This is a genomic window from Nitrosovibrio sp. Nv6, from assembly GCF_900110495.1.
Lineage (GTDB): Bacteria > Pseudomonadota > Gammaproteobacteria > Burkholderiales > Nitrosomonadaceae > Nitrosospira.
Window position 1 is genome coordinate 129,841 of record NZ_FODX01000007.1, and the last position, 25,236, is coordinate 155,076.

At 53.0% G+C, this 25,236-nt stretch carries 27 protein-coding genes and 1 tRNA gene; 21 read left to right on the forward strand and 7 right to left on the reverse strand.

Annotated elements, in window-relative coordinates; translation table 11 throughout:
• Positions 1 to 105 precede the first annotated feature (105 nt).
• The 3 genes from BMX66_RS13390 to BMX66_RS13400 form a co-directional block, all read right to left on the reverse strand.
• Positions 106 to 915 (reverse strand): hypothetical protein, encoded by an 810-nt coding sequence (locus BMX66_RS13390; protein ID WP_090883014.1) that lies wholly within the window; start codon positions 913 to 915, stop codon positions 106 to 108.
• A 237-nt stretch (positions 916 to 1,152) separates the two neighbouring features.
• Complete coding sequence (locus BMX66_RS13395; protein ID WP_090883016.1) at positions 1,153 to 1,701, reverse strand: HMA2 domain-containing protein; 549 nt, start codon at positions 1,699 to 1,701, stop codon at positions 1,153 to 1,155.
• A complete protein-coding gene (locus BMX66_RS13400) occupies positions 1,701 to 2,147 on the reverse strand; it encodes a DUF5132 domain-containing protein (RefSeq protein WP_177168792.1) in 447 nt (148 codons plus the stop codon). The genes BMX66_RS13395 and BMX66_RS13400 overlap by 1 nt, the downstream gene beginning before the upstream one ends.
• Before the next feature lie 449 nt (positions 2,148 to 2,596).
• Between BMX66_RS13400 and BMX66_RS13410 the strand changes: the two genes are divergently transcribed.
• On the forward strand, positions 2,597 to 3,874 hold the full coding sequence (locus BMX66_RS13410) for a DUF445 domain-containing protein (protein WP_090883022.1): 1,278 nt from the start codon (positions 2,597 to 2,599) through the stop codon (positions 3,872 to 3,874).
• A 74-nt stretch (positions 3,875 to 3,948) separates the two neighbouring features.
• Here the strand turns inward: BMX66_RS13410 and BMX66_RS13415 are convergent, their stop codons facing one another.
• Positions 3,949 to 5,466 carry a YifB family Mg chelatase-like AAA ATPase gene (locus BMX66_RS13415; RefSeq protein ID WP_090883024.1) on the reverse strand — a complete coding sequence of 506 codons (1,518 nt, stop codon included), beginning with the start codon at positions 5,464 to 5,466 and terminating at the stop codon, positions 3,949 to 3,951.
• A gap of 150 nt (positions 5,467 to 5,616) precedes the next feature.
• Complete coding sequence (locus BMX66_RS13420; RefSeq protein ID WP_090883026.1) at positions 5,617 to 5,916, reverse strand: accessory factor UbiK family protein; 300 nt, start codon at positions 5,914 to 5,916, stop codon at positions 5,617 to 5,619.
• Between the two features lie 116 nt (positions 5,917 to 6,032).
• Between BMX66_RS13420 and BMX66_RS13425 the strand changes: the two genes are divergently transcribed.
• The 13 genes from BMX66_RS13425 to BMX66_RS15835 all read left to right on the forward strand — a co-directional run bounded on the left by BMX66_RS13425 (position 6,033) and on the right by BMX66_RS15835 (position 17,832).
• The gene (locus BMX66_RS13425; RefSeq protein ID WP_090883119.1) at positions 6,033 to 7,079 is read left to right on the forward strand and encodes an aminoglycoside phosphotransferase family protein; all 1,047 of its coding nucleotides are present in this window, start codon (positions 6,033 to 6,035) and stop codon (positions 7,077 to 7,079) included.
• A gap of 19 nt (positions 7,080 to 7,098) precedes the next feature.
• Positions 7,099 to 7,854 carry an N-acetylmuramate alpha-1-phosphate uridylyltransferase MurU gene (gene murU, locus BMX66_RS13430; RefSeq protein WP_090883121.1) on the forward strand — a complete coding sequence of 252 codons (756 nt, stop codon included), beginning with the start codon at positions 7,099 to 7,101 and terminating at the stop codon, positions 7,852 to 7,854.
• A 38-nt stretch (positions 7,855 to 7,892) separates the two neighbouring features.
• Entirely contained in the window at positions 7,893 to 9,239 is a 1,347-nt protein-coding gene (gene pepP / locus BMX66_RS13435; protein ID WP_090883028.1) for a Xaa-Pro aminopeptidase, read from the forward strand.
• Positions 9,229 to 9,573, forward strand: a complete 345-nt coding sequence (locus BMX66_RS13440) for a hypothetical protein (RefSeq protein WP_090883030.1) — start codon at positions 9,229 to 9,231, stop codon at positions 9,571 to 9,573. Before pepP ends, BMX66_RS13440 begins: the two co-directional genes overlap by 11 nt.
• A gap of 79 nt (positions 9,574 to 9,652) precedes the next feature.
• Positions 9,653 to 10,966, forward strand: coding sequence for an FAD-dependent monooxygenase (locus tag BMX66_RS13445; protein ID WP_090883123.1), 1,314 nt, complete (start codon positions 9,653 to 9,655; stop codon positions 10,964 to 10,966).
• A gap of 351 nt (positions 10,967 to 11,317) precedes the next feature.
• Positions 11,318 to 12,331: a tRNA dihydrouridine synthase DusB gene (gene dusB, locus BMX66_RS13450; RefSeq protein WP_090883032.1), complete on the forward strand. Its 1,014-nt coding sequence runs from the start codon at positions 11,318 to 11,320 to the stop codon at positions 12,329 to 12,331.
• Positions 12,328 to 12,570 carry a helix-turn-helix domain-containing protein gene (locus BMX66_RS13455; protein ID WP_090883034.1) on the forward strand — a complete coding sequence of 81 codons (243 nt, stop codon included), beginning with the start codon at positions 12,328 to 12,330 and terminating at the stop codon, positions 12,568 to 12,570. The genes dusB and BMX66_RS13455 overlap by 4 nt, the downstream gene beginning before the upstream one ends.
• Before the next feature lie 159 nt (positions 12,571 to 12,729).
• A complete protein-coding gene (purH, locus tag BMX66_RS13460) occupies positions 12,730 to 14,292 on the forward strand; it encodes a bifunctional phosphoribosylaminoimidazolecarboxamide formyltransferase/IMP cyclohydrolase (protein WP_090883036.1) in 1,563 nt (520 codons plus the stop codon).
• Positions 14,293 to 14,475: 183 nt separating this feature from the next.
• Positions 14,476 to 15,789, forward strand: a complete 1,314-nt coding sequence (gene purD, locus BMX66_RS13465; RefSeq protein ID WP_090883125.1) for a phosphoribosylamine--glycine ligase — start codon at positions 14,476 to 14,478, stop codon at positions 15,787 to 15,789.
• 51 nt (positions 15,790 to 15,840) lie between these two features.
• The gene (gene hemF, locus BMX66_RS13470) at positions 15,841 to 16,740 is read left to right on the forward strand and encodes an oxygen-dependent coproporphyrinogen oxidase (protein WP_090883038.1); all 900 of its coding nucleotides are present in this window, start codon (positions 15,841 to 15,843) and stop codon (positions 16,738 to 16,740) included.
• Positions 16,741 to 16,849: 109 nt separating this feature from the next.
• Positions 16,850 to 16,925 (forward strand) — tRNA-Ala (locus tag BMX66_RS13475).
• A gap of 260 nt (positions 16,926 to 17,185) precedes the next feature.
• Positions 17,186 to 17,479: an Arm DNA-binding domain-containing protein gene (locus BMX66_RS15830; protein ID WP_199679327.1), complete on the forward strand. Its 294-nt coding sequence runs from the start codon at positions 17,186 to 17,188 to the stop codon at positions 17,477 to 17,479.
• Complete coding sequence (locus BMX66_RS15835; RefSeq protein WP_199679326.1) at positions 17,476 to 17,832, forward strand: tyrosine-type recombinase/integrase; 357 nt, start codon at positions 17,476 to 17,478, stop codon at positions 17,830 to 17,832. Before BMX66_RS15830 ends, BMX66_RS15835 begins: the two co-directional genes overlap by 4 nt.
• A 296-nt stretch (positions 17,833 to 18,128) precedes the next feature.
• On the opposite strand, the gene BMX66_RS13485 is transcribed toward BMX66_RS15835, so the two are convergent.
• Entirely contained in the window at positions 18,129 to 18,611 is a 483-nt protein-coding gene (locus BMX66_RS13485) for a hypothetical protein (protein WP_143058245.1), read from the reverse strand.
• Positions 18,612 to 18,769: 158 nt separating this feature from the next.
• A complete protein-coding gene (locus BMX66_RS15430; protein WP_143058246.1) occupies positions 18,770 to 19,063 on the reverse strand; it encodes a hypothetical protein in 294 nt (97 codons plus the stop codon).
• A gap of 223 nt (positions 19,064 to 19,286) precedes the next feature.
• On the opposite strand from BMX66_RS15430, the gene BMX66_RS15720 reads away from it, so the two are divergent.
• From BMX66_RS15720 to trbK, 7 genes are all read left to right on the forward strand, one after another.
• Complete coding sequence (locus BMX66_RS15720) at positions 19,287 to 19,463, forward strand: hypothetical protein (RefSeq protein WP_158593424.1); 177 nt, start codon at positions 19,287 to 19,289, stop codon at positions 19,461 to 19,463.
• Positions 19,464 to 20,813: 1,350 nt separating this feature from the next.
• Positions 20,814 to 20,933: an ATP-binding protein gene (locus BMX66_RS16170; protein WP_369826989.1), complete on the forward strand. Its 120-nt coding sequence runs from the start codon at positions 20,814 to 20,816 to the stop codon at positions 20,931 to 20,933.
• A 545-nt stretch (positions 20,934 to 21,478) separates the two neighbouring features.
• The gene (locus BMX66_RS16175; RefSeq protein ID WP_369826990.1) at positions 21,479 to 21,730 is read left to right on the forward strand and encodes an Arm DNA-binding domain-containing protein; all 252 of its coding nucleotides are present in this window, start codon (positions 21,479 to 21,481) and stop codon (positions 21,728 to 21,730) included.
• Positions 21,731 to 21,994: 264 nt separating this feature from the next.
• Positions 21,995 to 22,378 (forward strand): hypothetical protein, encoded by a 384-nt coding sequence (locus tag BMX66_RS13500; protein WP_090883041.1) that lies wholly within the window; start codon positions 21,995 to 21,997, stop codon positions 22,376 to 22,378.
• Between the two features lie 762 nt (positions 22,379 to 23,140).
• Complete coding sequence (locus BMX66_RS13510) at positions 23,141 to 23,590, forward strand: hypothetical protein (protein WP_143058247.1); 450 nt, start codon at positions 23,141 to 23,143, stop codon at positions 23,588 to 23,590.
• A 122-nt stretch (positions 23,591 to 23,712) separates the two neighbouring features.
• The gene (locus BMX66_RS13515) at positions 23,713 to 24,510 is read left to right on the forward strand and encodes a type I restriction enzyme HsdR N-terminal domain-containing protein (protein WP_090883048.1); all 798 of its coding nucleotides are present in this window, start codon (positions 23,713 to 23,715) and stop codon (positions 24,508 to 24,510) included.
• 533 nt (positions 24,511 to 25,043) lie between these two features.
• A complete protein-coding gene (gene trbK / locus BMX66_RS13520) occupies positions 25,044 to 25,232 on the forward strand; it encodes an entry exclusion lipoprotein TrbK (protein WP_090883050.1) in 189 nt (62 codons plus the stop codon).
• The last annotated feature ends 4 nt before the right edge of the window (positions 25,233 to 25,236 follow it).

Below are 25,236 nucleotides of genomic sequence, written 5' to 3' on the forward strand. Positions count from 1 at the left end.
GCCGCCGTATCAGGGCAACTGCTGACGCAGCGACACCTGAACCAGCACAACGAACTACCGTGGGGGAATGGCTGCTAAAACGCTGGATCCAAACAGGTCAAACTGTCATGCAGCATCCTTGCCTGGGCGGGGATGTGCCGGAGGTGGGCCGCCCTCCACTCGGGACGACTTGGGCAGTGCAGCACTCGCCACATCTTTGACGCCGCCGACGACGGTGAGGAGGATGTCGCGCACGCTGGCGACCGCGGCTGTGCCAATGCCACCCGCCGCCTCGGCAGCCCCGTTTGCTGCGGCCTTGGCGGTTTCCAGGACATTCCCACCCGTTTCGGTGACCGCCTCGATTACGCCGTCCACGGTTCGCTTCGCCACCAGCGTCGTATCACCTCCTATGTCAGCAGTACCTTTCACTGCCGCTTTTGTGATCTCAGCCGCTGCCGTGACGACATCACCACCGACGTCGGATACGCCCAGCAACACTCCTTTTGCAACACTCTTGGTGGTGACCACCAGCCCAGTCCCGAGCTCATCCGTGGCGGAGAGGGCGCCTTTCACCACATCCCGGGTTACTTCGATTGCTTCCGCACCGACCGCGCCAGTAGCTCTCAGCGTGTTGGATACAGTATTTCGCACTACGCTGACGATTTCCGATTCGATTTCGTCGATGCCTTTCAGACTGGTGGCGATGCCCGTTTTTACGGTATCGCCGGCGGTGCCCATGGTCCGGGCAGCTGTAGCTCGAGAAGCCGCTCGCCCTTCTTCACCGCGGTAAGTTTCTGTGCTGGCGCGTTTTTTCTCATCTGGATGGGTTCCTGCGCTGGCAGGCTTTTTTTTATCGGGGTGCGTTCCCCTGATATGTGATTCTTTACTAGTGTGTTTCCCTTCATCGGGATGTTTTCCGGTTTTCGATGTCGTCATTTCAAAATCCTCCTCGTTATAACTGCAATCCTTCCGTCATGATACTGGAGCGCGTCTTCTGGACGCTTCTACCGCTCGATGCGGTTGCTCACGCCGCTTGACGGCAAGCTTGCGCGTTTTTCTCGCATTGGTTTTGTTCAACCACGGGCCATGTCTTGCTTAAAACAAATTTGTGGGTTTTGGACCCCCTGATCCTGCAGGTCAATGTGGGGAAACGATCAAAGCTTGATCACATTTTTACATTTCAGCGTTCGATAATCCGCCTGGCGGCTCTGCTTCCACGAAACGCCGCTCCAGATTATTAACGTCGTTTGCCCTGGGGAACGCATTGAGCGCATACCAGAATGCCGTTACCGCCGGAACCGCAATATTGCCCTCTATAGCCTGGGCAATGCCCAGTCCGGCCAAGCCCAGGAATATCAAAGATCGCCAATTAAAGTCCCCACTTGAGATTTTCTGGAAATTCCTTTTTTGTGAATTCCGATTCCGTGTGACCGCCTTCCGATCTGAAACGGCTGGCTGGGCCGCGGCAGGCGCGCCGGATTCATCGTTAGTGATATGGAATAATCCCCGCTCCGCCGCATAGCGCCAAACTTGCAGATCATCTGCCGCGTGGCGCACCAGTACGCTCCCTGTGAGAAAGTTTGCATTCACTGCCAGAATGCCAGGACAGTCGGCCAAGCCGTTTTCAAGAGAGGCGAAATACTTCTCGTCCCCCCGTTTTTCCGCAACCCTGATGCGCTTCCTGCCCGGCAGGGCATGTACCAAGCGTGCAGCCGGGATCATCACGCACCTCGATCCGGAGGTGGTGGAGTTTGGGCAGAATCGCTACCCTTACCCTTATTACCCTTACCCGGCTGCGTATCGGCAGCTCCAGGCGCACCGTGGCTTCTATCACGGGTGTGACCGGCTGGGGTAGCGCCTGCCGAGGCCGAACCTGCGGCTGTGTCGCCAGTCTGGCTAGCCTGAGCAGCAACTGCCGCAGCCGGCGCAGCACCGAGACTCATTTCCGACTTGGCCTCCGCCACCAGGTCATCCATCACTTCGCCAAATTCAGCGAAAGATTCAACTCCTTTCTCGTAACAGACAATGCCCGCCTTGATGGCCGCCTTGGTGAGGGGTTTGGCGATATTGGCCAGAATGGGAAGTAACACCGGTGCAAGCAATGTCGCGCCCACGCCCGCCGCCAGTCCCGTCACAACATTGCTTTTGAAAAAATTTTCTGAAGCCATGATTCCACCTTTTTTCCCCGCCCAAAAAATTATTTATAGCCAATATCTTTCAAGATGCAAGTACTGTCATAAAAATTTAACATTCGCAAAAATTACAGAATTCAAACGAATATCGGTACTCGCATATTTCCATGCCGTTGAAATGAAGAGGATTACCGTACCGGGTCGACGGGTTAGCGGGTGGGCGGGTGGGCGGGTCAGCCTGGTCGGGCTCAACCGTAGGCTCAGTCTGAAGGCGCCGGTGCGCCAGATACGTGATTTTTTAAACATCTCTCTTCATGCGGATAACAGTTACCGGTAGGTGTCGCGCCCATCAGGCCGACCCTTGAATATCGCCTTCCCGCTAAAAACATCTTGACTATAAGGCGTTGTAAAGGGTACTTTGAATTTACACAGATTGAAAAAAGTGCTTTGGAAATAAGTGCTTCTAAATTTGATCCATTCATAGGATGCAGCCATTCGAACCACAAGCCGCGGATCAGGACAAACGCTCCCTTAAGCCATCTCTCGCCGATAACCGGATGCGGCGGCTTGCGACCGGGATGCTGGTTGCAATGCTCGTCGTTCTCGTTCTCGCCAATGTGTTTCTCTCAATTCATCCCTCGATTGGCTACCTTCGCGCCTTCGCAGAAGCAGCCGTGGTGGGTGCGCTGGCCGACTGGTTCGCGGTGACGGCTCTCTTCCGCCAACCGCTGGGCCTGCCAATTCCCCACACTGCGATCGTTCCGCGCAACAAGGAGCGCATAGGTGCTTCGCTGGGACGTTTTGTGGAGCTTAACTTCGCCTCCCCCGAGGTGGTCTCGGCAAAACTGGCCGGGGTAGACCTGTCCGGCAACCTGGCCCGATGGCTGTCGACCCCTGAGCGAACTGAAATTTTTGCCGACCGTGTGATCCGCCTGATTCCGCAACTGCTGGATTCGGTGGAGGACCACCACGTGCGGCGCTTCGTTTCCGACAGTTTATCCAAACGGGCACAGCATTTCGATCTAGGCCCGCTGCTTGGCGAAGTGTTAGCGATGCTCATCGCAGAGAAGCGGCATCAGGTGTTGCTCGACAAGCTGTTGCGGGAAGCGGACGAGTACGTCACTGCCAACGAACAGCGCATCCGCGAGCGCGTGCGCGAGAACACGGCCTGGCTCTGGCAGCGACTCTCGATGGACGACAAGGTGGCTGATAGCGTGGTGGCAGTGCTGCGGGAGGTCGTCGCAGAGATTGGGCGCGAGCCCGAGCATCCGCTGCGCCTCAAGCTCGATGCCGCCATCGAGAAATTGATTTCCGAGCTGGCATCATCCCCCAAGTATCGCCAGCAGATTGCTGCGCACACGCGCAAGCTGCTGGATCATCCGGCACTACGCGAATTCGCCGCCGGTTTGTGGCGCGACATCCGTGACAGTCTGCGGGAAGACATCGGTAGCGTAGACTCGGCCATAAAGGCGTGGCTGCGGGAAGCGACGCAATCCGCCACCCGCGCCCTGTTGCGCGAAGAGGAGTTGCGCTGGCGCCTCAATGAATGGATACGCGATGTGGTAGTAGAGGCAGTGCAATCGCACCAACGCGACGTGGGTTTGCTGATTGCGGACACGGTACGTAACTGGGACACCGAGACCGTTACCCGCCGAATCGAGCAGCAGGTAGGCGAAGACCTTCAATATATCCGCATCAACGGCACTTTGATCGGCGGGCTGGTAGGGCTGACGATTTATATCGTGTCGCGAGCCTTCGGTTAATTTTCCGGAAATACGGGGAATCCCGCCGAGATAGAATCAGTCCCGTGCTTCCGCCCTATTTCCGCAGTTCCAGGCTAATTTCTGTCCAGCTTCCGGTACTGTACCGCTTCGGCGATATGCATGCTGCTTATATCCTCGCTTTCCGCGAGGTCGGCGATGGTGCGCGCTACTTTCAGGACGCGATGATAAGCCCGGGCGGAAAAATTCAGGCGGCTGATGGCTTGCTTGAGCAGGTTCTCTCCCTGCGCATCCGGTATACAGTGCTTATCCATATCCTTTACCGTCAACCGCGCATTGGCCTTACCCTGCCGCTCCACTTGCCGATGATGGGCCTTTTCAACGCGTTGCCTGATTCTGCTGCTTGATTCGCCTCGCGCCTGTCGCATCAAGTCTTCCTCGGGTACGGCGGGGACTTCGATCTGGATGTCGATACGATCAAGCAGAGGGCCAGAAATTTTGCCCCGGTAGCGCGTTATCTGATCAGGAGTACAACGGCATCTTCCGCTGTGATGGCCGAGGTAACCGCAAAGGCAAGGGTTCATCGCCGCGATCAGTTGGAATCGGGCGGGAAAGTCAGCCTGGCGCGCCGCGCGCGAAATAGTGATGCGTCCTGATTCCAACGGTTCCCGCAAGACTTCCAGCACCTTGCGATCGAATTCCGGCAGTTCGTCCAGGAACAACACCCCATTCATCGCCAGCGAAATCTCGCCAGGGCGCGGATTACTCCCGCCGCCGACCAACGCGACACCCGATGCGGTATGGTGAGGCGAACGATAAGGGCGCCGTTTCCAGTTGGCGACGTTGAATCCGCCGCTGCTCAGGGACTGCATCGCTGCGGATTCGAGTGCCTCATCCTCCGTCATTGATGGCAAAATGCCCGGAAGGCGGGCGGCCAGCATGGATTTTCCCGTGCCAGGCGGACCCACCATCAGCATACTGTGACCCCCTGCCGCTGCAATTTCCAGCGCGCGCTTTGCATGGCCCTGTCCTTTCACCTCTTCCATGCCGGGGTACTGAGACGTGTTTGTTTCGGCGTCTCCATCCGCGCCTGCTCCGCCGTAGGTGTAAAGCTGCAGGGATTCGCGGTTGGCAAGGTGGGCACAAATCTGAAGCAAGGATGACGCGGGATAAACCGCGGCTTCCTTGACCAGCGCAGCTTCAGCCGCGTTTTGTAGAGGCAGCACGAAACTCCGCCCCGAGCGCGACGCGCCGTAAGTCATTGCCAAGGCCCCGCGGATTGTGCGCAATTCTCCCGTCAGTGCGAGTTCGCCAGCCCATTCATATTTATCGAGTTTGTCCGACGGGATTTGACTGGTGGCGGCTAATATGCCCAATGCGATCGGCAGGTCGAAACGGCCGCTCTCCTTGGGCAAGTCGGCGGGGGCAAGATTGACAGTGATGCGCCTGGCGGGAAATTCGAATTGCGCGTTTTGCAGCGCCGCCCGCACCCTGTCTTTACTCTCCTTCACCTCCGCTTCCGGCAGTCCGACGATGGTAAAGCTGGGCAGGCCATTGGCAATATGAACTTCCACTGTGACCAGTGGCGCCTCCATGCCCGAAATAGCGCGGCTATATAGAATAGCTAAGGGCATGCGAAAAAATTCTCAATCAAGGCTGGATACGAGCAATACAAATCGGCGGCTGATAGGATCAGCTATCCCCTGCATTTTTTAAAAAGCGGACATGGTAAGCAGCGGGTTAGCGATCGGTTAGTAGCATGTGCCGCTTTCCGGCTAACTGCGTTACTCCGTCTCCGACAGATCGTCCAGCGTCTCCGGTGGAACATCCAACGTGTTTGATAAATCTGCTTTCGCGGCAGCTTCGAGTGCGGCCACCCGCGTTTCCAGCGCGGTCAATTTCTCACGCGTGCGCTGCAGCACTTCCTGCTGCACCTCGAATTCTTCGCGCGTGACCAGATCCAGGCGGGTGAATAACCCTCCGAGCATAACACGCAGGTTCTTCTCCACATCCTTCACGGGACTCTGTGCCAGCAGTTCGTTGACCTTGGTTACAACTTCGTCCAGTACCTTTTGATTAGCCATGATTCTCTCCCATAAATTTCGGCTCCACCATCCGGTCGGATGAGGAGTGACGCATGCATGCTAAAATCTCACACTTCTGCCAAATAGGCAATCAGCGCAGTATTCAGCGCCATATTATGGAACGTTTCCGCCTTCTCGAAAACTGGATCAAGGCACAGCTTTCCGATAAGAGTTTTACGTTGTCGCCTGCTTCTGCAGACGCCAGTTTCCGGCGTTATTTTCGCGTGACTTTTAGCGATGGGACATTAATCGCGATGGATGCGCCACCCCAGCATGAAGACAGCGCGCCATTCCTGCAGGTGGCAGACTTGTTCGGCTCAGCCGGCGCGCATGTACCGTGCATACTTGCGCAGGATCTGACACAAGGCTTTCTGCTGCTTTCCGACCTCGGCAGCACAACCTATCTTCAGGCGCTGAACGATTACCTCATCGGTGTCGATAACGTCGGCGGCAGGGATGATAAGGAAGACAAGGCGGACCTTTTATATCGCGAAGCGGTCGCTGTGCTCCTTAAAATTCAAGCTGCGAGCCGCCCAGGTGCGTTACCCGATTACGACGAAGCGTTGCTGCTCAGGGAGCTAAGCCTTTTTCCGGACTGGTATCTGTCCAGGCATTTGCAGATAACGCCTGGCGCAACCCAGAAAGCGGAACTGGATGGGATTTTTCGGCGCATTGTGCAGAACAATCTGGCGCAACCGAAGGTGTTTGTGCATCGGGACTATCACTCGCGTAACCTGATGGTCACTACTCCCAATCCAGGCATTATCGATTTTCAGGATGCGGTTTATGGTCCCATTACCTACGATCTGGTCTCGCTGTTCAAGGATGCGTACATACGCTGGGACGAAGAACGTATCCTGGACTGGCTGATCCGCTATTGGGAGCAGGCCCGAAAACTCGGTTTGCCGGTAGCCACTGATTTCGGCGATTTTTATCGTGATTTTGAATGGATGGGCGTGCAACGCCATCTCAAGGTGTTGGGCATTTTTGCACGTCTGAATTATCGCGATGGCAAAAGCGACTACCTCGCAGCCCTGCCGTTGGTAGAGGATTATTTGCGCAAGGCTTGCGAGCGCTATGCCGAACTTAATCCTCTGCTAACACTGCTGGATGAGTGGCGGATCAATGAGAGGGCGGAAGCAAAAGTTGGTTATACCTTCTGAAATGGTTCAGTTCAAGGCTATGATTCTGGCCGCTGGACGCGGCGAGCGCATGCGTCCCCTGACTGATACGTTGCCCAAGCCGCTGCTGCGCGCCGGCACCAAAGCACTGATCGAATATCACCTGGAAAATCTTGCGCGTGCTGGTTTTGGTGACATTGTCATCAACCATGCTCATCTGGGGCACATGATCGAGGCGGCGCTCGGCAACGGCAAACGTTACGGCGTGAACATCCGCTATTCGCATGAGCCGGTAGCGTTGGAAACCGCTGGGGGTATTGCCCGGGCCCTGCCCATTCTGGGAGGTGAGCCTGGAAATAGCCCGACAGAAAAACCGTTTCTGACGGTGAACGCCGATATTTATTGCGAATTGGATTTTTCCACCCTTTTGCCGGTTATGGAACATATGGAGGCCAGTCCCGATAAGGATCTGGCGCATCTCGTGCTGGTGGATAACCCCGGCCATCATCCGGCGGGCGATTTTGCGCTCGATTCCGATAGAGTGGCACTTTCAGGAGAAAACAAGCTTACGTTCAGCGGCATTGGCGTCTATCAGCCAAAACTCTTTAAAAACGTAATGCCCGGTTCCATGGCCCGGCTTGCCCCGCTGCTGCGCGAGGCAACCGCGGCGGGGAAGGTTGGTGGTCAATATTATCGGGGAGCATGGGTGGACGTAGGCACACCGGAGCGCCTTCGCCTGCTCGACCTTCAGCTCGATAGCGCTGGAGCACGTAGCGCACGCGGCAGCGGATGGAGCGTAGCGCAATCCACGGATTGACTTTGCTTTATCGGCGAAATACTGTAAGAATCTTCCTCATGATATCTGTCAAATCCTTCAGCGAACGGCGACGCTACCTGGCATCCCAAATGCAGAAGGGCGTTGCCATCGTTCCCACCGCACCGGAGCAGGTGCGAAATCGGGATGCGCACTTCCCCTATCGTTTCGATAGCTACTTTTACTACCTGACAGGCTTCGGCGAGCCTGAGGCGGTATTGGTGATAGTGGCAGAGGCTGATAAAGGGACGTCGAAACACATTCTGTTCTGCCGCGAGAAGAATACCGAGCGCGAAATATGGGATGGTTTCCGCTATGGCCCCGAAGCTGCGCGCGAAGCATTCGATTTTGATGAAACATATCCCCTTGCCAAGCTCGACGAAATACTGCCACGGTTGCTGGCCGATCAGTCCGCCGTATATTGCGCACTGGGCCATGATACGGCATGGGATACGCGCATGATCGGCTGGGTCAGCCAGGTACGGCAACAATCGCGTTGCGGCGTTACCGCGCCCGCCGAAATTCATGACATCCGGCTTCTGCTGGATGAGATGCGCCTCTCCAAAAGCGCAGAAGAGCTGCAGGTCATGCGCCGTGCGGCAGAGATTTCATGCGGCGCTCATCGTCGCGCCATGCAGAAAACCCGGCCGGGCATGAATGAGTACGAAGTGGAGGCCGAACTGCTGCACGAGTTCCGGCGCCATGGTGCGCAGGCCCCGGCCTACACCTCTATCGTCGCCGGCGGCGCTAATGCCTGCGTGCTGCACTATGTTGAAAATAATGCCCCGTTGAAGGCTGGTGATTTATTATTGATCGATGCAGGCTGCGAGCTGGACGGCTATGCGTCTGACATTACGCGAACATTTCCGGTCGATGGTAAATTCAGTCCGGCACAACGGGACCTCTATCAATTGGTACTGGCGGCGCAAGCGGCAGCAATAGCGGAGGTAAGGCCGGGTAATTCCTGGGATGCGCCGCATAACGCCGCATTGCGGGTACTGGCTCAAGGTTTCGTGGATCTTGGGCTGTGCCATGGCAGCGTAGACGAGGTCATCCAATCGGAAGATTACAAGCGTTTCTATATGCACCGCACCGGCCACTGGTTGGGGCTGGACGTGCACGACGCCGGCGAATACAAGCTTGGCGGGGAATGGCGCCCATTGCAGCCAGGCATGACCCTGACAGTGGAACCGGGGTGTTACATCCGCCCCGCCGATAACGTTCCCCCGCATTTCTGGAACATCGGAATAAGGATCGAGGACGATGTAACAGTAACGGAGACTGGCTGCGAAGTGTTGACATCGGCTGCTCCCAAAGGCGTTGCCGAAATTGAAGAACTGATGGCGGAGCGGGACAAACCGGGAAGAAACCGAAGTAATGGACGATAACCATAAAATAACCATCAGGCACATATCCCGGGATGGGAAAACGGGCGCCGGCCCGGCCAGCCGCTGGCTGGCTTACCTGCTCCTTGTGCCGTCATTCATCATCATGGCGGTTCTGGCCATTTTCTTCTTTACCGCATTTCTTGCGCTGTTTGCAGTTATTGCCATTGGCCTGGGGTTTCGGTTATGGTGGCTGCGACGAAAGTTGCGCCAATCCGCGGACGCAGCGGATGCAGCGGATGCAGCGGAAGGACAATACATCGTTATCGAGGATGCCGAAATTATTGAAGAAAGCACTGACAAAGCGCGCAAAACGGATCCACAGGAGCGAGAATAAAGCATAAGCGAGCGGATAAAGCTGTAAACGAGGAATGAGGAGTTGGGCAAACCATTTGGAAATAGTCCGGCTGAAACAAATGAACATCCATCAATACGACTACGACCTGATCATCATCGGCGGCGGCCCCGTGGGCATGGCATTGGCCCTGGCACTGCGCGGCAGTGGCGTGTCCGTACTGTTGCTGGAGGCGCGCGGACTGCCCGGTAAAACCGAAGATCCTCGGCCGCTGGCGTTGTCTTACGGCAGCCGGCTCATCCTGCAGCGTCTGGGCGTATGGAAGGGGTTACCGGAAGTCACTCCCATCTATACCATTCATATTTCCAATCAGGGCGGACTGGGCCGCGCCGTATTGACCGCCGCGGAAACTGGCGTGCCGGCATTGGGCTACGTGATAAATTATCACGATGTGTTTCGAGCCATGCACAAGGCGCTGAAAAACTGTGATGCCGACTATCTTACCGGGGCGCAGGTAACCCGGCTGGAAACCCATGCCGGGCTGGGACAGGTTGAATTTCAGCACGATGGAGTAGAAAAAAAAGCGACGGCCAGGCTGTTGGTAGTGGCAGACGGAGGCCGCCTCATTGATCAAGTTGAAGGCGTAACACAACACGCGCACGACTATCAACAGTGGGCGGTGGTTGCACGCGTCAAGACTGAACACTTCGCGGAGCCCTTCCCAAAGCACTTCGCGAACACGGCGTCGGCGCCAGCGGCGAAACTGCCCGCAAAAGCATCGGTCTCCAAGCGCGGATCTGCGGCGCGTTCCTCCAAAACAACGGAATCTGCGAGCGACGCTGCTGCGCAGGTCCAGCCCGGTGTTGCTTATGAGCGCTTTACGCCCGACGGTCCGGTTGCACTACTGCCGTCCGGGGAGCACTTTTCCCTCGTGTGGACAGTTTCTCCTTCAGCTGCCCAGGAAATTCTTGCATTGGATGAGACGGAATTTCTTGCCCGGTTACACGGTCATTTCGGCGACCGCCTCGGCAAATTTGTCGAGGCCGGCAAGCGATCCGGTTTTCCCCTTGCGCTTAAATACGCCACTCCTGTCACGGCCTGCCGGGTTGTACTGGTTGGCAACGCGGCACAAACCCTGCATCCGGTTGCGGGACAAGGTTTCAATCTGGGCCTGCGTGATGCCTGGGAGCTGGCTGAAGAAATTATCGCATCTCCCACTCAGACAGGCACACCGGCCATGCTTGCAAGATATCGCGATAAGCGTCAACTGGACAGCAGCGTCGGTCGCATATTCACCGATTCTCTGGTGAAACTCTTTTCCAATAATGATCTCCTATTGGGAACCGTGCGCAGCATGGGGCTCAGCGCACTGGATTGTCTGCCCCAAGCCAAGCGTTTTGTTGCACGCCGCATGATGTTCGGCGCGAGAGGTTAACCGGACTGTAAAAACGACAAAAAAGGTACTGCCTGGAGTAGAAGGGCATGAGATTTTAATCAAATAGCGTATTTGGGCGGCTGTAATTACTTACAGTTAATATGATCCATTGTCTACCTGTAAAATCTTGCATCTATTTATTGATGCGCCAAGGGCGTACGCTAGCATCCTGTTTTACAATAAAAAAAGTGGAACGATCAATTGCTGGATAGCAGCGCTTTGCCGAAATTTAACGAGGCATGAATTGTGGCGGTCATAGGCGGTTTCGAAAGTCGTGACCATTTCCTGTTAAGATTGCACTATTTTGTCTTCCAGCGGCCTTGCCGCTGGTATCGCCATTCGAGTTAAATCATGCAGATCGGTTCTCACATTCTCAAAAATAAGCTAATCGTCGCCCCCATGGCTGGGGTGACCGATCGCCCCTTCCGGCAGTTGTGCAAGAGTATGGGCGCGGGCATGGCGGTGTCGGAAATGGTCTCCAGCAACTCGCTGCTATGGGGTTCCGAAAAAACGCGGCGTCGTGCAAATCATGAAGGCGAAGTGGATCCAATTTCTGTGCAGATCGCAGGCGCCGATCCGGCAATGATGGCTGAAGCTGCACGCTACAATGTAGCGCAAGGGGCGCAAATCATAGACATCAATATGGGCTGCCCGGCCAAGAAAATCTGCAACGTGATGGCGGGCTCCGCATTGCTGCAGGATCAGCCGCTGGTAGCGCGAATACTTGATGCCGTGGTTGGAGCGGTACGTGTTCCCGTCACCCTGAAGATCCGCACCGGCTGGGATAAGCAGCATAAAAACGCACTTGCCGTGGCCCGCATCGCTGAGAGCGCTGGGGTCCAGGCGCTAGCTATTCATGGGCGTACCCGTGCTTGCGCCTATACGGGTCATGCGGAATACGACACCATTGCTGCGGTAAAGGCGGCGGTCGGAATTCCGGTCGTCGCCAATGGCGATATCACTACACCCGAAAAAGCAAAAGAGGTGCTCGACTATACCAAGGCGGACGCCATCATGATCGGCCGTGCCGCCCAGGGACGGCCGTGGATATTCCGGGAGATCGATCACTATCTGGCCACGGGTACGCATCTCCAATTACCCGAAGTCGCTGAGATTCACCGTGTGCTCATCAAGCATCTGTATGATCTTTATAGCTTCTATGGCGAATATTCGGGCGTGCGCATTGCCCGCAAGCACATCTCCTGGTACACGAAAGGGCTGGTTGGTTCTGCAGGGTTCCGTCATGCGATGAACCAGTTGCAAAGCACTGACCAGCAGTTGTCGGCAGTTAACGAATTTTTCAGTCAACTCGCCGGCTACGGGCGGCGGTTGACTTACGTTGAGGCTGAGGAGTTGGTTGCATGAGCATTATTAACGAAAACGACATTGCCCGATGCGTACGCACGGCGGTGAAAGATTATTTCAACGATCTGGACGGGGAAAAGCCCCATGCCATTCATGATATGGTTATACGCAGCGTAGAGAAGCCGCTGATCGAGCTGATGATGGAGCACGCCGGCGGCAATCAGACCCGCGCCGCCGAATTGCTCGGTATTAACCGCAATACCCTACGCAATAAGATGAAGCAGTATCAGATCAAATAGCCCGGTTAAGCCTGATTAGCCGATCCGCCGGCGTTCCCCCAGGTGGTTCAGCTGCTGAGATGCGGAGCCGCCAGGTTAGATCAGGTTAGAATAAGCGGCTGCGAAAGTAGCGCCACATATAAGGCGGTTCCAATAATAATCCCGAATGTCCCATTAAGAATGTTCATTAAACAAGCCCTGATCAGTGTTTCCGACAAGACCGGCATTGTCGAATTTGCGAGGGAATTGCATGAACTAGGGGTCGCTATCCTGTCTACCGGCGGCACCGCCAGGCTGCTTCAGAATGCCGGCCTGGCGGTTACCGAAGTTGGCGACTACACCGGGTTTCCTGAAATGCTCGACGGGCGGGTGAAAACCCTGCACCCCAAGATTCATGCGGGCATCCTGGCCCGGACGGACTTGCCCGAGCATATGTCAGCCATGGAAAGGGCGGCAATCCCGACTATCGAACTGGTGGTTGTGAACCTTTACCCTTTCAGCCAGACCATCGCCCGGCCTGAATGCAGTCTGGAAGAGGCTATTGAAAATATCGATATCGGCGGCCCCACGATGGTGCGGGCTGCGGCAAAGAATTATAAAAGCGTGGCAGTTATCACCGATCCGGACGATTACGCAGCACTATTGGCGGAAATGAAGTCGGGCGAGGGCGCTGTCGCACAGGATTTCCGTTTCCGGCTGGCCCGCAAGGCTTTTTCTCATACCGCTGCCTACGACAGCGCCATCGGTAATTACCTAACCTCGATGGAGGGCGACAGTGGAGAGCGCCAGGCCTTTCCCGAGCGGCTTAATCTCAATTTCAGTATCGCCCAGCATTTACGCTACGGCGAAAATCCTCACCAGCAGGCAGTCTTCTATCGCGATCTGGCGCCTGCCCCTGGCAGTCTTGCCAGCTATAACCAGTTGCAGGGCAAGGAGCTGTCATACAACAACATTGCCGATGCGGATGCCGCATGGGAGTGCGTCAAGACATTTGATTTGCCTGCTTGCGTCATCCTCAAGCATGCCAATCCCTGCGGTGTAGCAGTGGCCGATACGCCGCTTGCAGCTTACGAGCTTGCGTTTGCCACCGATCCCACTTCCGCTTTCGGCGGAATCATCGCCTTCAATCGCGTGCTGGACGGCGCCGCGGCTGAGTCAGTGATTAAACAGTTCGTTGAAGTGATCATTGCGCCGCAGTTAACTGACGAGGCACAACAAATACTTGCCCGGAAGACCAACGTGCGCGTGCTGATATTGCCGTTTCAGAGCGGAAGCAATACTTTTGACTTCAGGCGAGTGGGTGGCGGGTTATTGGTACAGACACCGGACAACCTCAACGTTACCGCCGCACAACTAAAGATCGTGACGAAGGTGCAGCCGACACCGCAACAATTGCAGGATTTGCTGTTTGCCTGGCGCGTAGCGAAGTTCGTCAAATCCAATGCTATTGTATTTTGCGCCAATGGTCAGACGCTGGGCGTGGGTGCGGGACAAATGAGCCGGGTGGATAGCGCACGCATTGCGTCGATCAAGGCACAGAATGCCGGGCTCAATCTCGCCAGTTCAGTCGTGGCCTCTGACGCATTTTTCCCGTTTCGCGATGGATTGGACGTGGTCGTCGAGGCGGGCGCCAGCGCGGTTATCCAGCCTGGCGGCAGTGTACGCGACGAAGAGGTAATTGCTGCTGCGGATGAGCGGGGGGTGGCGATGGCATTCACCGGGGCGCGGCATTTCAGGCATTGATTATGTTGAAGATACCGTTTCACGGCGATATCAATTGGTATTTTGTTCTGCTTTCTTCCTTGGTTATCCAAATGGAGTGCCGTTTTTCTTACGGTATCTATTAAACTTTTGGTGGCTAAGCAACAAGTGCGAAAAGCGGCGCCCCGGGACGTGGGCTAACTTGAATCTAGAAAAATGAAACTACTGAAACTGCTTGTAATCGGTTCGGGCGCGAGGGAACACGCTTTGGCGTGGAAACTCCTTCAATCGCCCGGAAATGTAAAGGTCTTTGTTGCGCCCGGCAATGCCGGCACCGCGCTGGAAGACGGCCTGGAGAACCTTCCTGTCACAGCGATTCCGGAGTTGGTGGACTTTGCCAAAAAGGAATCCATCGCCTTTACCATCGTCGGGCCGGAAGCGCCCTTGGCGGAAGGCATCGTGGATGCCTTCCGCGCAGCCGGACAGAAAATTTTTGGCCCCATCAAACAGGCTGCGCGGCTGGAAACCTCGAAGGATTTTGCCAAGGCCTTCATGCAGCGTCATGGCATTCCCACCGCCGCCTATGCCACCTTCGCTTCCGCTGCCGAGGCCCATAGTTACCTGGACGAGAAGGCCGCGCCCATCGTCATCAAGGCCGATGGATTGGCGGCAGGCAAAGGCGTAGTTGTCGCGATGACGCTGGCTGAAGCCCATGATGCAGTTGACGCGATGATGGTCGCGAATCAGTTGGGCGATGCCGGGGCTCGCGTCGTGATCGAGGAATTTCTGGAAGGCGAAGAAGTCAGTTTTATTGTCATGGCCGATGGCCGCCATGTCCTGCCGCTCGCGACGAGCCAGGATCACAAGCGCCTGAAAGACGGTGACCAGGGACCCAACACTGGCGGCATGGGGGCCTATTCTCCCGCGCCCGTCATTACACCGGCCCTGCACGCAAGGATTATGCGCGAAGTGATCCATCCAGCCATGAATGGTATGGACCAGGAAGCCGAGCCCTATACGGGTTTTCTCTATGCCGGACTGATGGTTATGCCGAATGGCGGCATCAAGGTGCTCGAGTTCAATTGCCGCATGGGGGACCCGGAAACTGAAGCCGTCCTGTTCCGTCTGAAGAGTAATCTCGTGACATTGATGGAGCATGCCGTTAATGGAACCCTCGACAAGGTGGAAGCCGAATGGGACCGCCGCACAGCCTTGAGTGTGGTGATGGCTGCCCACGGTTATCCCGATTCGCCGCGCAAGGGCGATGTGATCCATGGCTTGCCGAACCCCGCGTCAGTGGAAGCATCGGAAACATCAGAAAAAGATTTTTACGTTTTCCATGCGGGCACGGCGCTGGATGGCGAAAATGGCAGGGAAATCGTGACGGCAGGCGGACGTGTACTGTGCGTCACCGTGCTGGGGGATAGCGTAAAACTTGCCCAGCGCCGGGCCTACGAAGTCGCCGAGCAAATCCGCTTCGATGGCTGTCAGATGCGGCACGACATTGGCCATTGGGCCATCAATCACCATCGAAGATAGATTTGTAGCCAAGCCGTCGGAACCAGAATTGGAACGGCATCCGGAGATTGAATGGACACCATTCAGCAAGCAAAAGAATTTTTCATCGGGCTTCAGGAACGTATAGTCGAGCGCCTGGAGGAGGTGGACGGCAAACGCTTTCACCGCGACAAATGGGAACGCCCGGAAGGAGGCGGTGGTTTAAGCTGCGTAATGGAAGAGGGTAACGTGTTCGAGCGGGGTGGAGTGAACTACTCGCACGTATTCGGTGGTGGGCTGCCCACCTCCGCCACTGCCGCACGGCCGGAATTGTCGGGACGGGGATTCGAGGCAATGGGCGTATCCATCGTATTGCATCCCCGTAACCCCTACGCCCCCACCGTACATCTGAACGTGCGTTATCTGGAAGCGCGAAAAGCGGACGCTGATCCGGTATGGTGGTTCGGCGGCGGCATGGACCTGACCCCGTATTACGGGTTTGAAGAAGACGCCATACATTTTCATCAGACCTGCAAAAATGCACTGCAACCGTTCAGGGGCGATTATCATCCGCGCTTCAAAAAATGGTGTGACGACTATTTTTACCTGAAGCACCGCAAGGAGCCGCGAGGCATCGGTGGCATCTTCTTCGATGATCTAGGTAAGCCGGATTTCGACAGCTGCTTCAATCTCACCAAAAGTGTCGGCAATCACTTCCTGACCGCCTATGTGCCGGTCCTCGAACGCCGCGTGAACACGCCTTATGGCGAGCGTGAGCGCGACTTCCAGGCTTACCGTCGGGGCCGTTATGTGGAATTCAATCTGGTCTGGGACCGTGGAACACTGTTCGGTCTGCAATCGGGCGGGCGCACCGAATCTATTCTAATGTCGCTACCGCCTATCGTGAAATGGCGTTATGACTGGAAACCCGAGGCTGGCAGTGCTGAGGAGAAGCTCTATACGGATTTCCTGATTGGCAAGGACTGGGTGTGAGGAGTTTCAAATTTTTCCGGCCATCGCACGCGAGATATCTGTGATAGCTTATCCTTTGTCAACTTCATATTAAGCCGCAGATTTTTGTTATAAAATACGCGCACCAATCGGGGACGTAGCTCAGCTGGGAGAGCGTCGCGTTCGCAATGCGAAGGTCGGGAGTTCGATCCTCCTCGTCTCCACCACTATACAATCCACAGCAGTCCGATGGCATCCATAAAACCCACATGATTAAACTCTTGTGGGTTTTTTCTTGTCCGAAGCAGTCCTAACAAATTCTTTGCAATCCACCCTCAAGTGGGGGTATCTTTGGGGGGATGAAGTAAAACAAGTGAACGCGATACCCCCAAAACGAATAGAAGGGCTGTAAATGGCACTGACTGACCTGGAAGTTAAAAAGACGAGAACGATCGAAAAACCTTAGAAACTATCGGACGATGGCGGTTTGTATCTGCTGGTACAACCTCACCGTGCCAAGTATTGGCGGCTCAAATATCGCTTTGCGGGGGTAGAAAAGGTTTTAGCTTTGGGGGTATATCCAGACGTAAGTCTATCGGGCGCACGGGAGCGGCGTGAAAGTGCGCGCAAACTATTGGCCAATAATGCAGATCCTAGTGCGGTAAAGAAGGCGCAAAAAGCGGCGAGTGTGGCGCTGACAGAAAATAGCTTTGGGTTGTCGCTCGTGAGTGGTTTATTAAACATGCTCCTAATTGGGCTGGTACACAGTCAAGCAAGGTGATTAGACGGCTGGAAGTTGACGCATTTCCGTGGATAGGTGGGCGCCCTATCGGCGAGATAACCGCGCCTGAGTTGCTGGCCATGCTGCGCCGCATTGAAAGCCGAGGTGCACTAAATACCGCGCACCGTGTTCATCAAAATTGTGGCCAAGTCCTCCGCTATGCCATAGCCACCGGACGGGCGCAACGTGATCCGTCTGCCGATTTGCGGGGCGCACTACCGCCAGCCAATAGGAAACATTACCCCACCATTACAGACCCGAAGGCAATAGGCGAATTACTGCGCGCCATTGATGGGTATAGCGGGACATATTCCACACGCTACGCCTTACGACTGGCCCCATGTTGTTTGTGAGGCCCAGTGAGCTCCGTAAAGCGGAGTGGTCCGAGTTTGGCTTGGATAAAGCAGAATGGCGCATACCTCCTACGCGCATGAAAATGAAGGCGCTGCATATAGTCGTCCCACTGTCCACCCTGAATGGCCGTTAAGGCCGATGTTGAGGCTTCCGGGAGTCGAGTTTTGAAAGTCTGCTTGTGGCACGGATCTGCCGGTCGCTATGGTCTGTTCCCGACACTAAAGGATATCGGTGTTGCAAAAAGCGGCATTCAACGTCAAAGCCAACGGAGCGCGCGTCCAAGTTGAGCGACGGGTTATATAAGCCGTGCTTTCAGAAGCGCAATGTCTCTGAGGTGCTTGTCTTTCACTGCTTCCGCAGAAGCAACAGCGAGTTCCTTCATCCGAAGGAGTGATGCGACAGACGCTACCTGAACGGGGATATCGAACAATTTTGCGTCTACGGCGTCCTCGGCAAGTTCTGAATACATTGGGTCGTTTTTTCTCGGGGTGAGAATTTCGCAGTAGTACATTCCCTTCAACTGTACCTGCAGCCCAGGCTTTGCGAATCGCTCGTTATGACCGTCCAGGCGCAAACTGGCGAAGGCCTGAAAGATACGCAGTGAATTCTCGGGTGTAGGGTTTACAAGAAGATCCATGTCATCCGCTTGCCGGGTGGCGCAATACCAAGCCACAGCCAGACCTCCAATAACGATGTATTCTACGGCTTTATGTGAAAAAGCACGGACGATTTCTTCATTGGCTCCGGCGCAGAGGAGGTTGTCACCGATTCGGTTCATGTCGTATACCGTTTGAGCAGCGGCTGCCAAAGGCAGTCCACTGGAAAGAAGGTTAGCCGCGTAATCGAGTCGGCGGTCGCAAATTGCCTGAAAGTCTCTCAGAAAGGTTTATTGTGAATCAAGTGCTTTATGGGAGCGAGTTGAGAGCCATCCCGTTGCTAGCGCTGCGGTGTGGCTGGGTCATTGTCGTTTCGCGAAACTTCCGACCAATGCGCAGCTAATAGGCGCTTGGCATCGGCAAAAAAAGACGCGCGGCGAGCTGCGGTGGTAAAACGAACGACGAACTCGCCGCCATGCGACTTCCAGTCGTCTTGGTTTGTGCCGCCCCATCCAATTTGTGGATATGGACCACCAGCCCAATACTGGCAAAGCGCTCGAAGGCAGTGCAGTACTGCGACGTCATCGGTCTGAAGTGTGGCGCTGAAGTGGTATTGAGAATGTGACGTCGCCATGTTTCCCCTAGGTGGCTAACTTTGTTATAGGAAGACAGTTTTGCGCCCTACTTTATCACCTGGCCTCCAACTTTGTGTCGCGAATCCGACTGAAGTCTCTTTTCCCCTGGCCTTTCATCATACGTTTGCTTTTCATTTATCGTATTATGATTAGGTGAAAGAAGGTATGTCGAATGCAAGCCACGTTTGTGATCTAGTCTGAGATTTTTAGAAGGAGCTCAAATTGAGCGCTAAATTACCCAGTCTTGGTTTTCTCGCGGTAGCTGCGTTGCTGGCATTGCAAGCCAGTGCCGCCGATTACAGCGTTGTCGGTGATTTTTCCAATACAGTCAACCGGAATAGTGTTTGGACGTATGGCCGTATGGATGCGCCTTCGTATTTTTTTCATTTTGCCGCCTAAATGTCTGTTCCTGACACGTTGCTGCCTATAGCAGAGAGCATTATAACGACATGGAAGAATGTCATTGTCCTGAAATTGGTGACGATTTACTACTAAGACTGACTCCTCTCATGCTAGCCCTAATCTGGTTTCTATATTTGAACCTCTACCGTCTCTTCTTGGCACATTTCTGCCGGATGGAGCCCGTTGGATTTCGATTATGCTGAGATGGAAAGGGTGGCAATATTGCCACTCGGTAGGTATCACCTATAGCAGTTACATTCAGCGCGTTGGTGGGGACGAACGGATGAGTATAGTTGGTGGAAGCAAGAATCTAATGGGTTTAGCGCTCATGATGTTCAGCTGATGTCCACGAACGGCAGTTCTCCCAAACAACTCGAGCCTCCCTTACTGTCGACGTATACGCGGGCATTACGTCTATATCGAAAGAAGGTACAGAGGTTTCCGACAGTCTTCGAGCAGGGAAAACTAATGATTCATTCGAAGCCGCATCGGCCCTTGTCCCGAATCAATGCTGAATGTTATGCATATATACCTGGCACTTAAACCAGGGATGTACTCGGGATATAAAGTATAAGTCATGCGAAATACCAAATACCAACAGCCTAGCTACCCCATCCATGGGATCGCTACGAATATCGAACGCACTGTAAGTACGATACTTTTCTAGCAACGACGAAAAACGACGGCGGTGCATGAGGTTATAAACGATAGTTATCGCGGAGAAACAAATACATATCGGTGAGCAATGGTTTGATAATGATCAGTCTGACAGTTGGTGGAACGGGCAGTAGCAGTTAGTATTTATAGTGAAATTGGATATCACGAGAAATGACTAAGCCAAATTTCATATTCAAGCTGAACCGCAATATCGCGTTAACCGGGAAAGAACTATAACTGGTGTTAAACAAAATAGCTCGTTTCATCGAGCTGTGAATGGTCCGAATCGAGAACTGGAAAGAGCGAGTGGCAATGTTGCCAGTAACGAAAGAACTGGACGGTGTACCTCGTAGACAAGTATATCTTAAGTGTCTTTTTCAGTGGAGAACTAGTGGATATTGCGCTGAGGCATGCTAAAGGTGATATGAAACATGTAAAGAAGCGAATCCTTTATACGAATCTGGATGAAGCGGCGAAGATGCTTCCCGGTATTTCTGCGACCCCCCTCAAATGGAGATTTTGGTAAAAGGTATGACTAAAAGATTGGTCCCCATAGCCAGAGTTAATGACAGTGATTGGATTGGGCAGTATGTTGCTTTTGACTGCGTCCCGTAAGTGGGGCTGGCCGACTCGTAAAAGGGCACCGATCGAAGTAACGATATCAATTACTCACAAGTCCGAGATGTCAAAATGATAAAAAGCGGCAATATTGCCAGTAATGGAAATCTTACCACTGCATTTCTGGACCGACTGACGCACTATTGCCATATCGTTGAGACCAGCAATGAGTCCTCTTGCTTCAAGCAGTAGCGCCACCGCAAGAATCGATGGGGACGGTTTTACCTTGGCACCCCTTTAGAAGTGACGTAAATCAGAAAGTGAGCTGTTAATGCGGGAACAACGGTTTATGCAGAACAGGAAATTTTGGTGAGCGTTGGAGGTTTAATAGAATACACTTAGCCTATCAGGCTAAGCCCCTAGTCGCTAATAATTGGGGGTATTTCTGGGGGTATATAGAAAATACAAAAAAAGTCCAGCAAGCATAGACGAGGCTTTCAGGACATGATGTGATTGTCCTCGTCCCACCAATTAGATGTTCTAGCAAGTCCAAAGAAGTCCACAAAGCCCGCATCTAGCGGGCTTTTTCATTGGTTATCTGTCCTTCCCCATCCATTCCCGTTCTATTGAATCCAGTGCATAAAGGGGCATAATTTAACCCTCAAATGCCCTCAATGCGAATTTGATACCTCCAAACAGGTATTTCCCATGAAACTAAATGACATGGCAGCGGGGAAAGCGAAGCCTAGGGCCAAGCCGTACAAAATGGCGGATGGTGGGGGAATGTACTTGAAGTAATGCCCAACGGCTCGAAATACTGGCGATTCAAGTACAGGTTTGGCGGCAAGGAAAAGCGTCTCGCGTTTGGAGTTTACCCTGATGTGCCCCTGACCTGGCAGGAAGTCCAGTATATAGCCCATGGGTTCCATTTATGGTGGTGGATTTTCACGTGCCGCGCTGCCAAATTTAAACTGGTTTTTGAGACGGGCAGTGTGACAAATAATGTCGATGTGTCAGTTTTGACCGTACACGTTAAGGAAGCTGTGTAGAACGTCGATCGAGCCGGTCCCCAAACTCCCCCAGCCGCTCAGATAGGGGAACTCCATCGCTGCAGGCGCACACATGGGCAGTGGAACTGAATCGGGCATGCGACGAGCTGGAGAAGCGGATTAAGGAACGAGCAAAATGAAAAACATCCTCACCTACGCTACTGTTGCCCTCGCCGTCTTGCTGGCGCGACTGATCAGGATAGTTGCGCGGATGCATGAAAAGAAGTGATATGATTTCGCTTTAACTCAACAATAAGGAAAGCAATGAAAGGTATCTTAATCGTCGCGTGCGCCGTCCTGGTGCTAAGCGGATGTGTCACCGCTGGAAACGAGCGAATGAAAGGTCAGACGCAATCATCCGTGGCTCAGAAAATAACAGAAGGGAAAAGCACAAAAGCTGATGTATTGGCTGCGTACGGCGACGCAACTCAAGTTAGTTTTACGGATAGCGGTAACGAAATCTGGACATACGAATACACCAGGGCAGTACCAACACCACAATCTTTTATCCCGATAGTTGGCCTTTTTACAGCCGGCGCAGATACGACCACAACCGGATTAGTGGTGTTATTTGATAAAGGCGGGGTCGTTTCAAAATATACGATGCGCGAAACGCAGGGTGTAGTGAAACACGGAATTGCTCATTAAATAGATCGCCGGGATTCAGCTCTAACAAACCCGCTTCGGCGGGTTTTTGTTGACTTGTTTTATTAATACCCACACTGAAGCTCAGGTGTACCTTGGTACAGTAGGCCGGACGGTTAAAGCCCGTAAAATATGATCTGGAATGTGCAGAAACAATAAAATTTGATCAGGGTAAATATGAGCAAAAATACAGACGTTACCGGCAATGATTCTATTCAGCCCAATGCTTCAGGCCCCACCCTTAAACTCAATAAAAACACGAAGTAGACTCCAAAAACCGGGATTTAGTCCCACCCCACCTCAAGGCGCCCTTTTTCATGTTGAGAAACAAATCGAAATCGATGGCGTGGAAATGGTCGTTCTCGAAAATGGCGTCCCTTATCTAACTGAAAGGGGCCTCGCGAGAATGTGCGGGATTGATAGGAAAGTACTCAACAGGCTTGCTATAAACTGGAAGGAGGAGCAATCAAAGCCTCGTGGCAAGCAAATTTCTGATCTGTTATTGCAGTCAAACTACGCTGAAGATTCACTATATTTAAAATCCGATCACAATGGTATCGAAAGTTAACGCGTATACCGAACCGGTATGTTTAGCCCTGCTCGAGTATTACGCGTTTTTAGCAGAGGAAAAAAGAGAGGAGGCAATAAGAGCGTTTAGAGCCTTGGCTCGAACTACTTTTCAGGGTATTTATATACGATGCCGTAGGATACTCTCCCGATCAGAAAATTATTGATAGTTGGAAGCACTTTCATGATCGGGTGGATATGACATTAGATGCGGTCCCATTAGGATTTTTCAGTGTTTGGAGAGAAATAGCATCAATGATTGTTCCGATGATCAGAACAGGAATAATGATTAGCGATAGAGTAGTCCCTGATATTTCTGTAGGCAAGGTTTGGAGCTCATATTGGAAAGAAAATGACCTTGAAAGCGCGCACGGAGATCGCATGCAGTACGATCATGAATATCCATTATATTACCCTCAATCGAAAAGCAATCCTCAGCCCGCTTATGCTTATCCAGATTCCTGCCTCGGTTTATTCAGGGCATGGCTGCGTCAAACTTATATTACTACTAAATTTCCTAATTATCTTTTGGGGCAAACGAAGAGAGATACGGTGCCGGTTGTTATAGCAAACAAAGCGCTGGAGGCTTTTGTTCCAAAATCAGTAGAGGATCGATCAAAAAAAGACACTCAGGTCCGAGAAGCTTAGAAGGTTTGTCTTGCCCCAACCCGCTTCAGGGTTTATTGCCCAACGCAATAACCTAGCCCAGCTAGATATAGAGAAACGTCCATGCGGGTCCCGTACTTGCGCACTACAAAAAGGAGAAGAAAATGGCGTCGATTCCAAAGAGGGTAGCAGAACGACTAATTGCGGGACTTAAGCGATACCAGCCTATACTTGCAACAGCAAAATCAAGAGATGTAGGTGAAGCAGATACCGTGACGATAATCAAAGACATGCTTGCGGATATATTCGGATATGACAAATACACTGAGGTCACATCGGAACACTCTATACGCGGCACTTATTGCGACCTTGCCGTTAAGATTGATGGGACGTTACAGACACTTATTGAAGTGAAATCAATCGGGATTGATCTGAAAGATAATCACGTAAAACAAGCTATCGACTATGCCGCGAACCAGGGAGTAGATTGGGTATTGCTGACTAACGGCATGTGTTGGCGTGTATATCGTCTAATTTTTGCAAAACCGATCGATCAAGAGCTTGTAGTTGATATTGATTTTTCAGTCATGAGCCCGCGTTCAGTGAATGACCTGGAACTCCTCTACCTCTGGTGCAAAGAAGGCTGGCAGCGTTCTGTTCTTGGGGAGTACCATACGCAAAAACAGGCGTTGTCCCGGTTCTTCATTGGTGCCATGCTTCAAACCGATCCTGTACTGGATGTTATACGACGGGAACTTCGGCGCGTTTCTCCGGATGTGCGCATCGATATTGAACAAATTAAGGCTGTGCTAACTAGCGAAGTGATTAAGCGTGAAGTGATGGAAGGCGATAAAGCTAATGAGGCTCGCAAGAAAGTAACCCGAGCCGCATCTAAAGCACGTCGTGTAGCTAATCAGCGTGCCGCCAGCAAAGAGCTAGAAGCAACGGAGGAACTGGAATAGGAAGCCAGCTAAATGGGTATTATTGTTAAATTACCTGAGCATAATATCATCCTTGAGTGATTTAAAAGCGAGCTATTTAACTTTCAAAGATATTGCCAGGGAGCTGCAGGTATCGGTCCGGACGGTATCGCGCATGGTGGCCGAGGGGTTAGAGAAACTGGATTCATGATAAGATAAGTTTTAATTGCTAATGTGCTGGGGGCATAATTGGGGGCATATTTCTCATAAAATCTTACGGCTCCCCTATCCATGCGGTATCTGAGCCTTATTCGATCCTCCTCGTCCCACCAATAATCAGTATCAAGCAATTCAAGCAAGGCAGGCATGCAACTCTAAGTAGTAGTGTTGCCAAATACTGCGACGATAACTACCGATACGGTTGATCTGTCTATTGGTAAACCGTCGCATAATAATCTCGCAAAAATGTCTTGCACATGATTCGCCATCGGTGGGCGGGGATTTACTCCTCTCAACAGCCCCATAACAATAAGAATAATCCCAAGCATGTAGCTGTTTTTTAAGAGGAAAATTTAATGAATTCTAAATATACTGTGTTTATTATTGCCCTTAGTGCCGTTTTGACTAGTTGTGGTGGCGGGGCTCCCGAAGTAAATGCAACAAATTGTTCTGGCACAGGAATGCAGGCGGCGCTTCCAACTTTCGACACTGAAGCTGAGCGGCAAGCATTTATTGATAAATGCCAAGCTCTGGCAGAAAAATAAAGAT

Excerpts from the sequence above, each read along its gene's own strand:
- BMX66_RS13445 (WP_090883123.1), top strand. The coding sequence starts at position 9,653 with ATGAACATCCATCAATACGACTACGACCTGATCATCATCGGCGGCGGC.
- BMX66_RS13485 (WP_143058245.1), bottom strand. The coding sequence starts at position 18,611 with ATGAACCGAATCGGTGACAACCTCCTCTGCGCCGGAGCCAATGAAGAA.
- BMX66_RS13455 (WP_090883034.1), top strand. The coding sequence starts at position 12,328 with ATGAGCATTATTAACGAAAACGACATTGCCCGATGCGTACGCACGGCG.
- BMX66_RS15430 (WP_143058246.1), bottom strand. The coding sequence starts at position 19,063 with ATGGCGACGTCACATTCTCAATACCACTTCAGCGCCACACTTCAGACC.
- hemF (WP_090883038.1), top strand. The coding sequence starts at position 15,841 with ATGGACACCATTCAGCAAGCAAAAGAATTTTTCATCGGGCTTCAGGAA.
- BMX66_RS13395 (WP_090883016.1), bottom strand. The coding sequence starts at position 1,701 with ATGATCCCGGCTGCACGCTTGGTACATGCCCTGCCGGGCAGGAAGCGC.
- BMX66_RS13420 (WP_090883026.1), bottom strand. The coding sequence starts at position 5,916 with ATGGCTAATCAAAAGGTACTGGACGAAGTTGTAACCAAGGTCAACGAA.
- BMX66_RS13510 (WP_143058247.1), top strand. The coding sequence starts at position 23,141 with ATGACATTAGATGCGGTCCCATTAGGATTTTTCAGTGTTTGGAGAGAA.
- dusB (WP_090883032.1), top strand. The coding sequence starts at position 11,318 with ATGCAGATCGGTTCTCACATTCTCAAAAATAAGCTAATCGTCGCCCCC.
- purH (WP_090883036.1), top strand. The coding sequence starts at position 12,730 with ATGTTCATTAAACAAGCCCTGATCAGTGTTTCCGACAAGACCGGCATT.
- BMX66_RS13515 (WP_090883048.1), top strand. The coding sequence starts at position 23,713 with ATGGCGTCGATTCCAAAGAGGGTAGCAGAACGACTAATTGCGGGACTT.
- murU (WP_090883121.1), top strand. The coding sequence starts at position 7,099 with ATGATTCTGGCCGCTGGACGCGGCGAGCGCATGCGTCCCCTGACTGAT.
- BMX66_RS13390 (WP_090883014.1), bottom strand. The coding sequence starts at position 915 with ATGACGACATCGAAAACCGGAAAACATCCCGATGAAGGGAAACACACT.
- BMX66_RS16170 (WP_369826989.1), top strand. The coding sequence starts at position 20,814 with ATGATAAAAAGCGGCAATATTGCCAGTAATGGAAATCTTACCACTGCA.
- BMX66_RS13425 (WP_090883119.1), top strand. The coding sequence starts at position 6,033 with ATGGAACGTTTCCGCCTTCTCGAAAACTGGATCAAGGCACAGCTTTCC.
- BMX66_RS13440 (WP_090883030.1), top strand. The coding sequence starts at position 9,229 with ATGGACGATAACCATAAAATAACCATCAGGCACATATCCCGGGATGGG.
- BMX66_RS13400 (WP_177168792.1), bottom strand. The coding sequence starts at position 2,147 with ATGGCTTCAGAAAATTTTTTCAAAAGCAATGTTGTGACGGGACTGGCG.
- trbK (WP_090883050.1), top strand. The coding sequence starts at position 25,044 with ATGAATTCTAAATATACTGTGTTTATTATTGCCCTTAGTGCCGTTTTG.
- BMX66_RS13415 (WP_090883024.1), bottom strand. The coding sequence starts at position 5,466 with ATGCCCTTAGCTATTCTATATAGCCGCGCTATTTCGGGCATGGAGGCG.
- BMX66_RS13500 (WP_090883041.1), top strand. The coding sequence starts at position 21,995 with ATGAAAGGTATCTTAATCGTCGCGTGCGCCGTCCTGGTGCTAAGCGGA.
- pepP (WP_090883028.1), top strand. The coding sequence starts at position 7,893 with ATGATATCTGTCAAATCCTTCAGCGAACGGCGACGCTACCTGGCATCC.
- BMX66_RS13410 (WP_090883022.1), top strand. The coding sequence starts at position 2,597 with ATGCAGCCATTCGAACCACAAGCCGCGGATCAGGACAAACGCTCCCTT.
- BMX66_RS16175 (WP_369826990.1), top strand. The coding sequence starts at position 21,479 with ATGCCCAACGGCTCGAAATACTGGCGATTCAAGTACAGGTTTGGCGGC.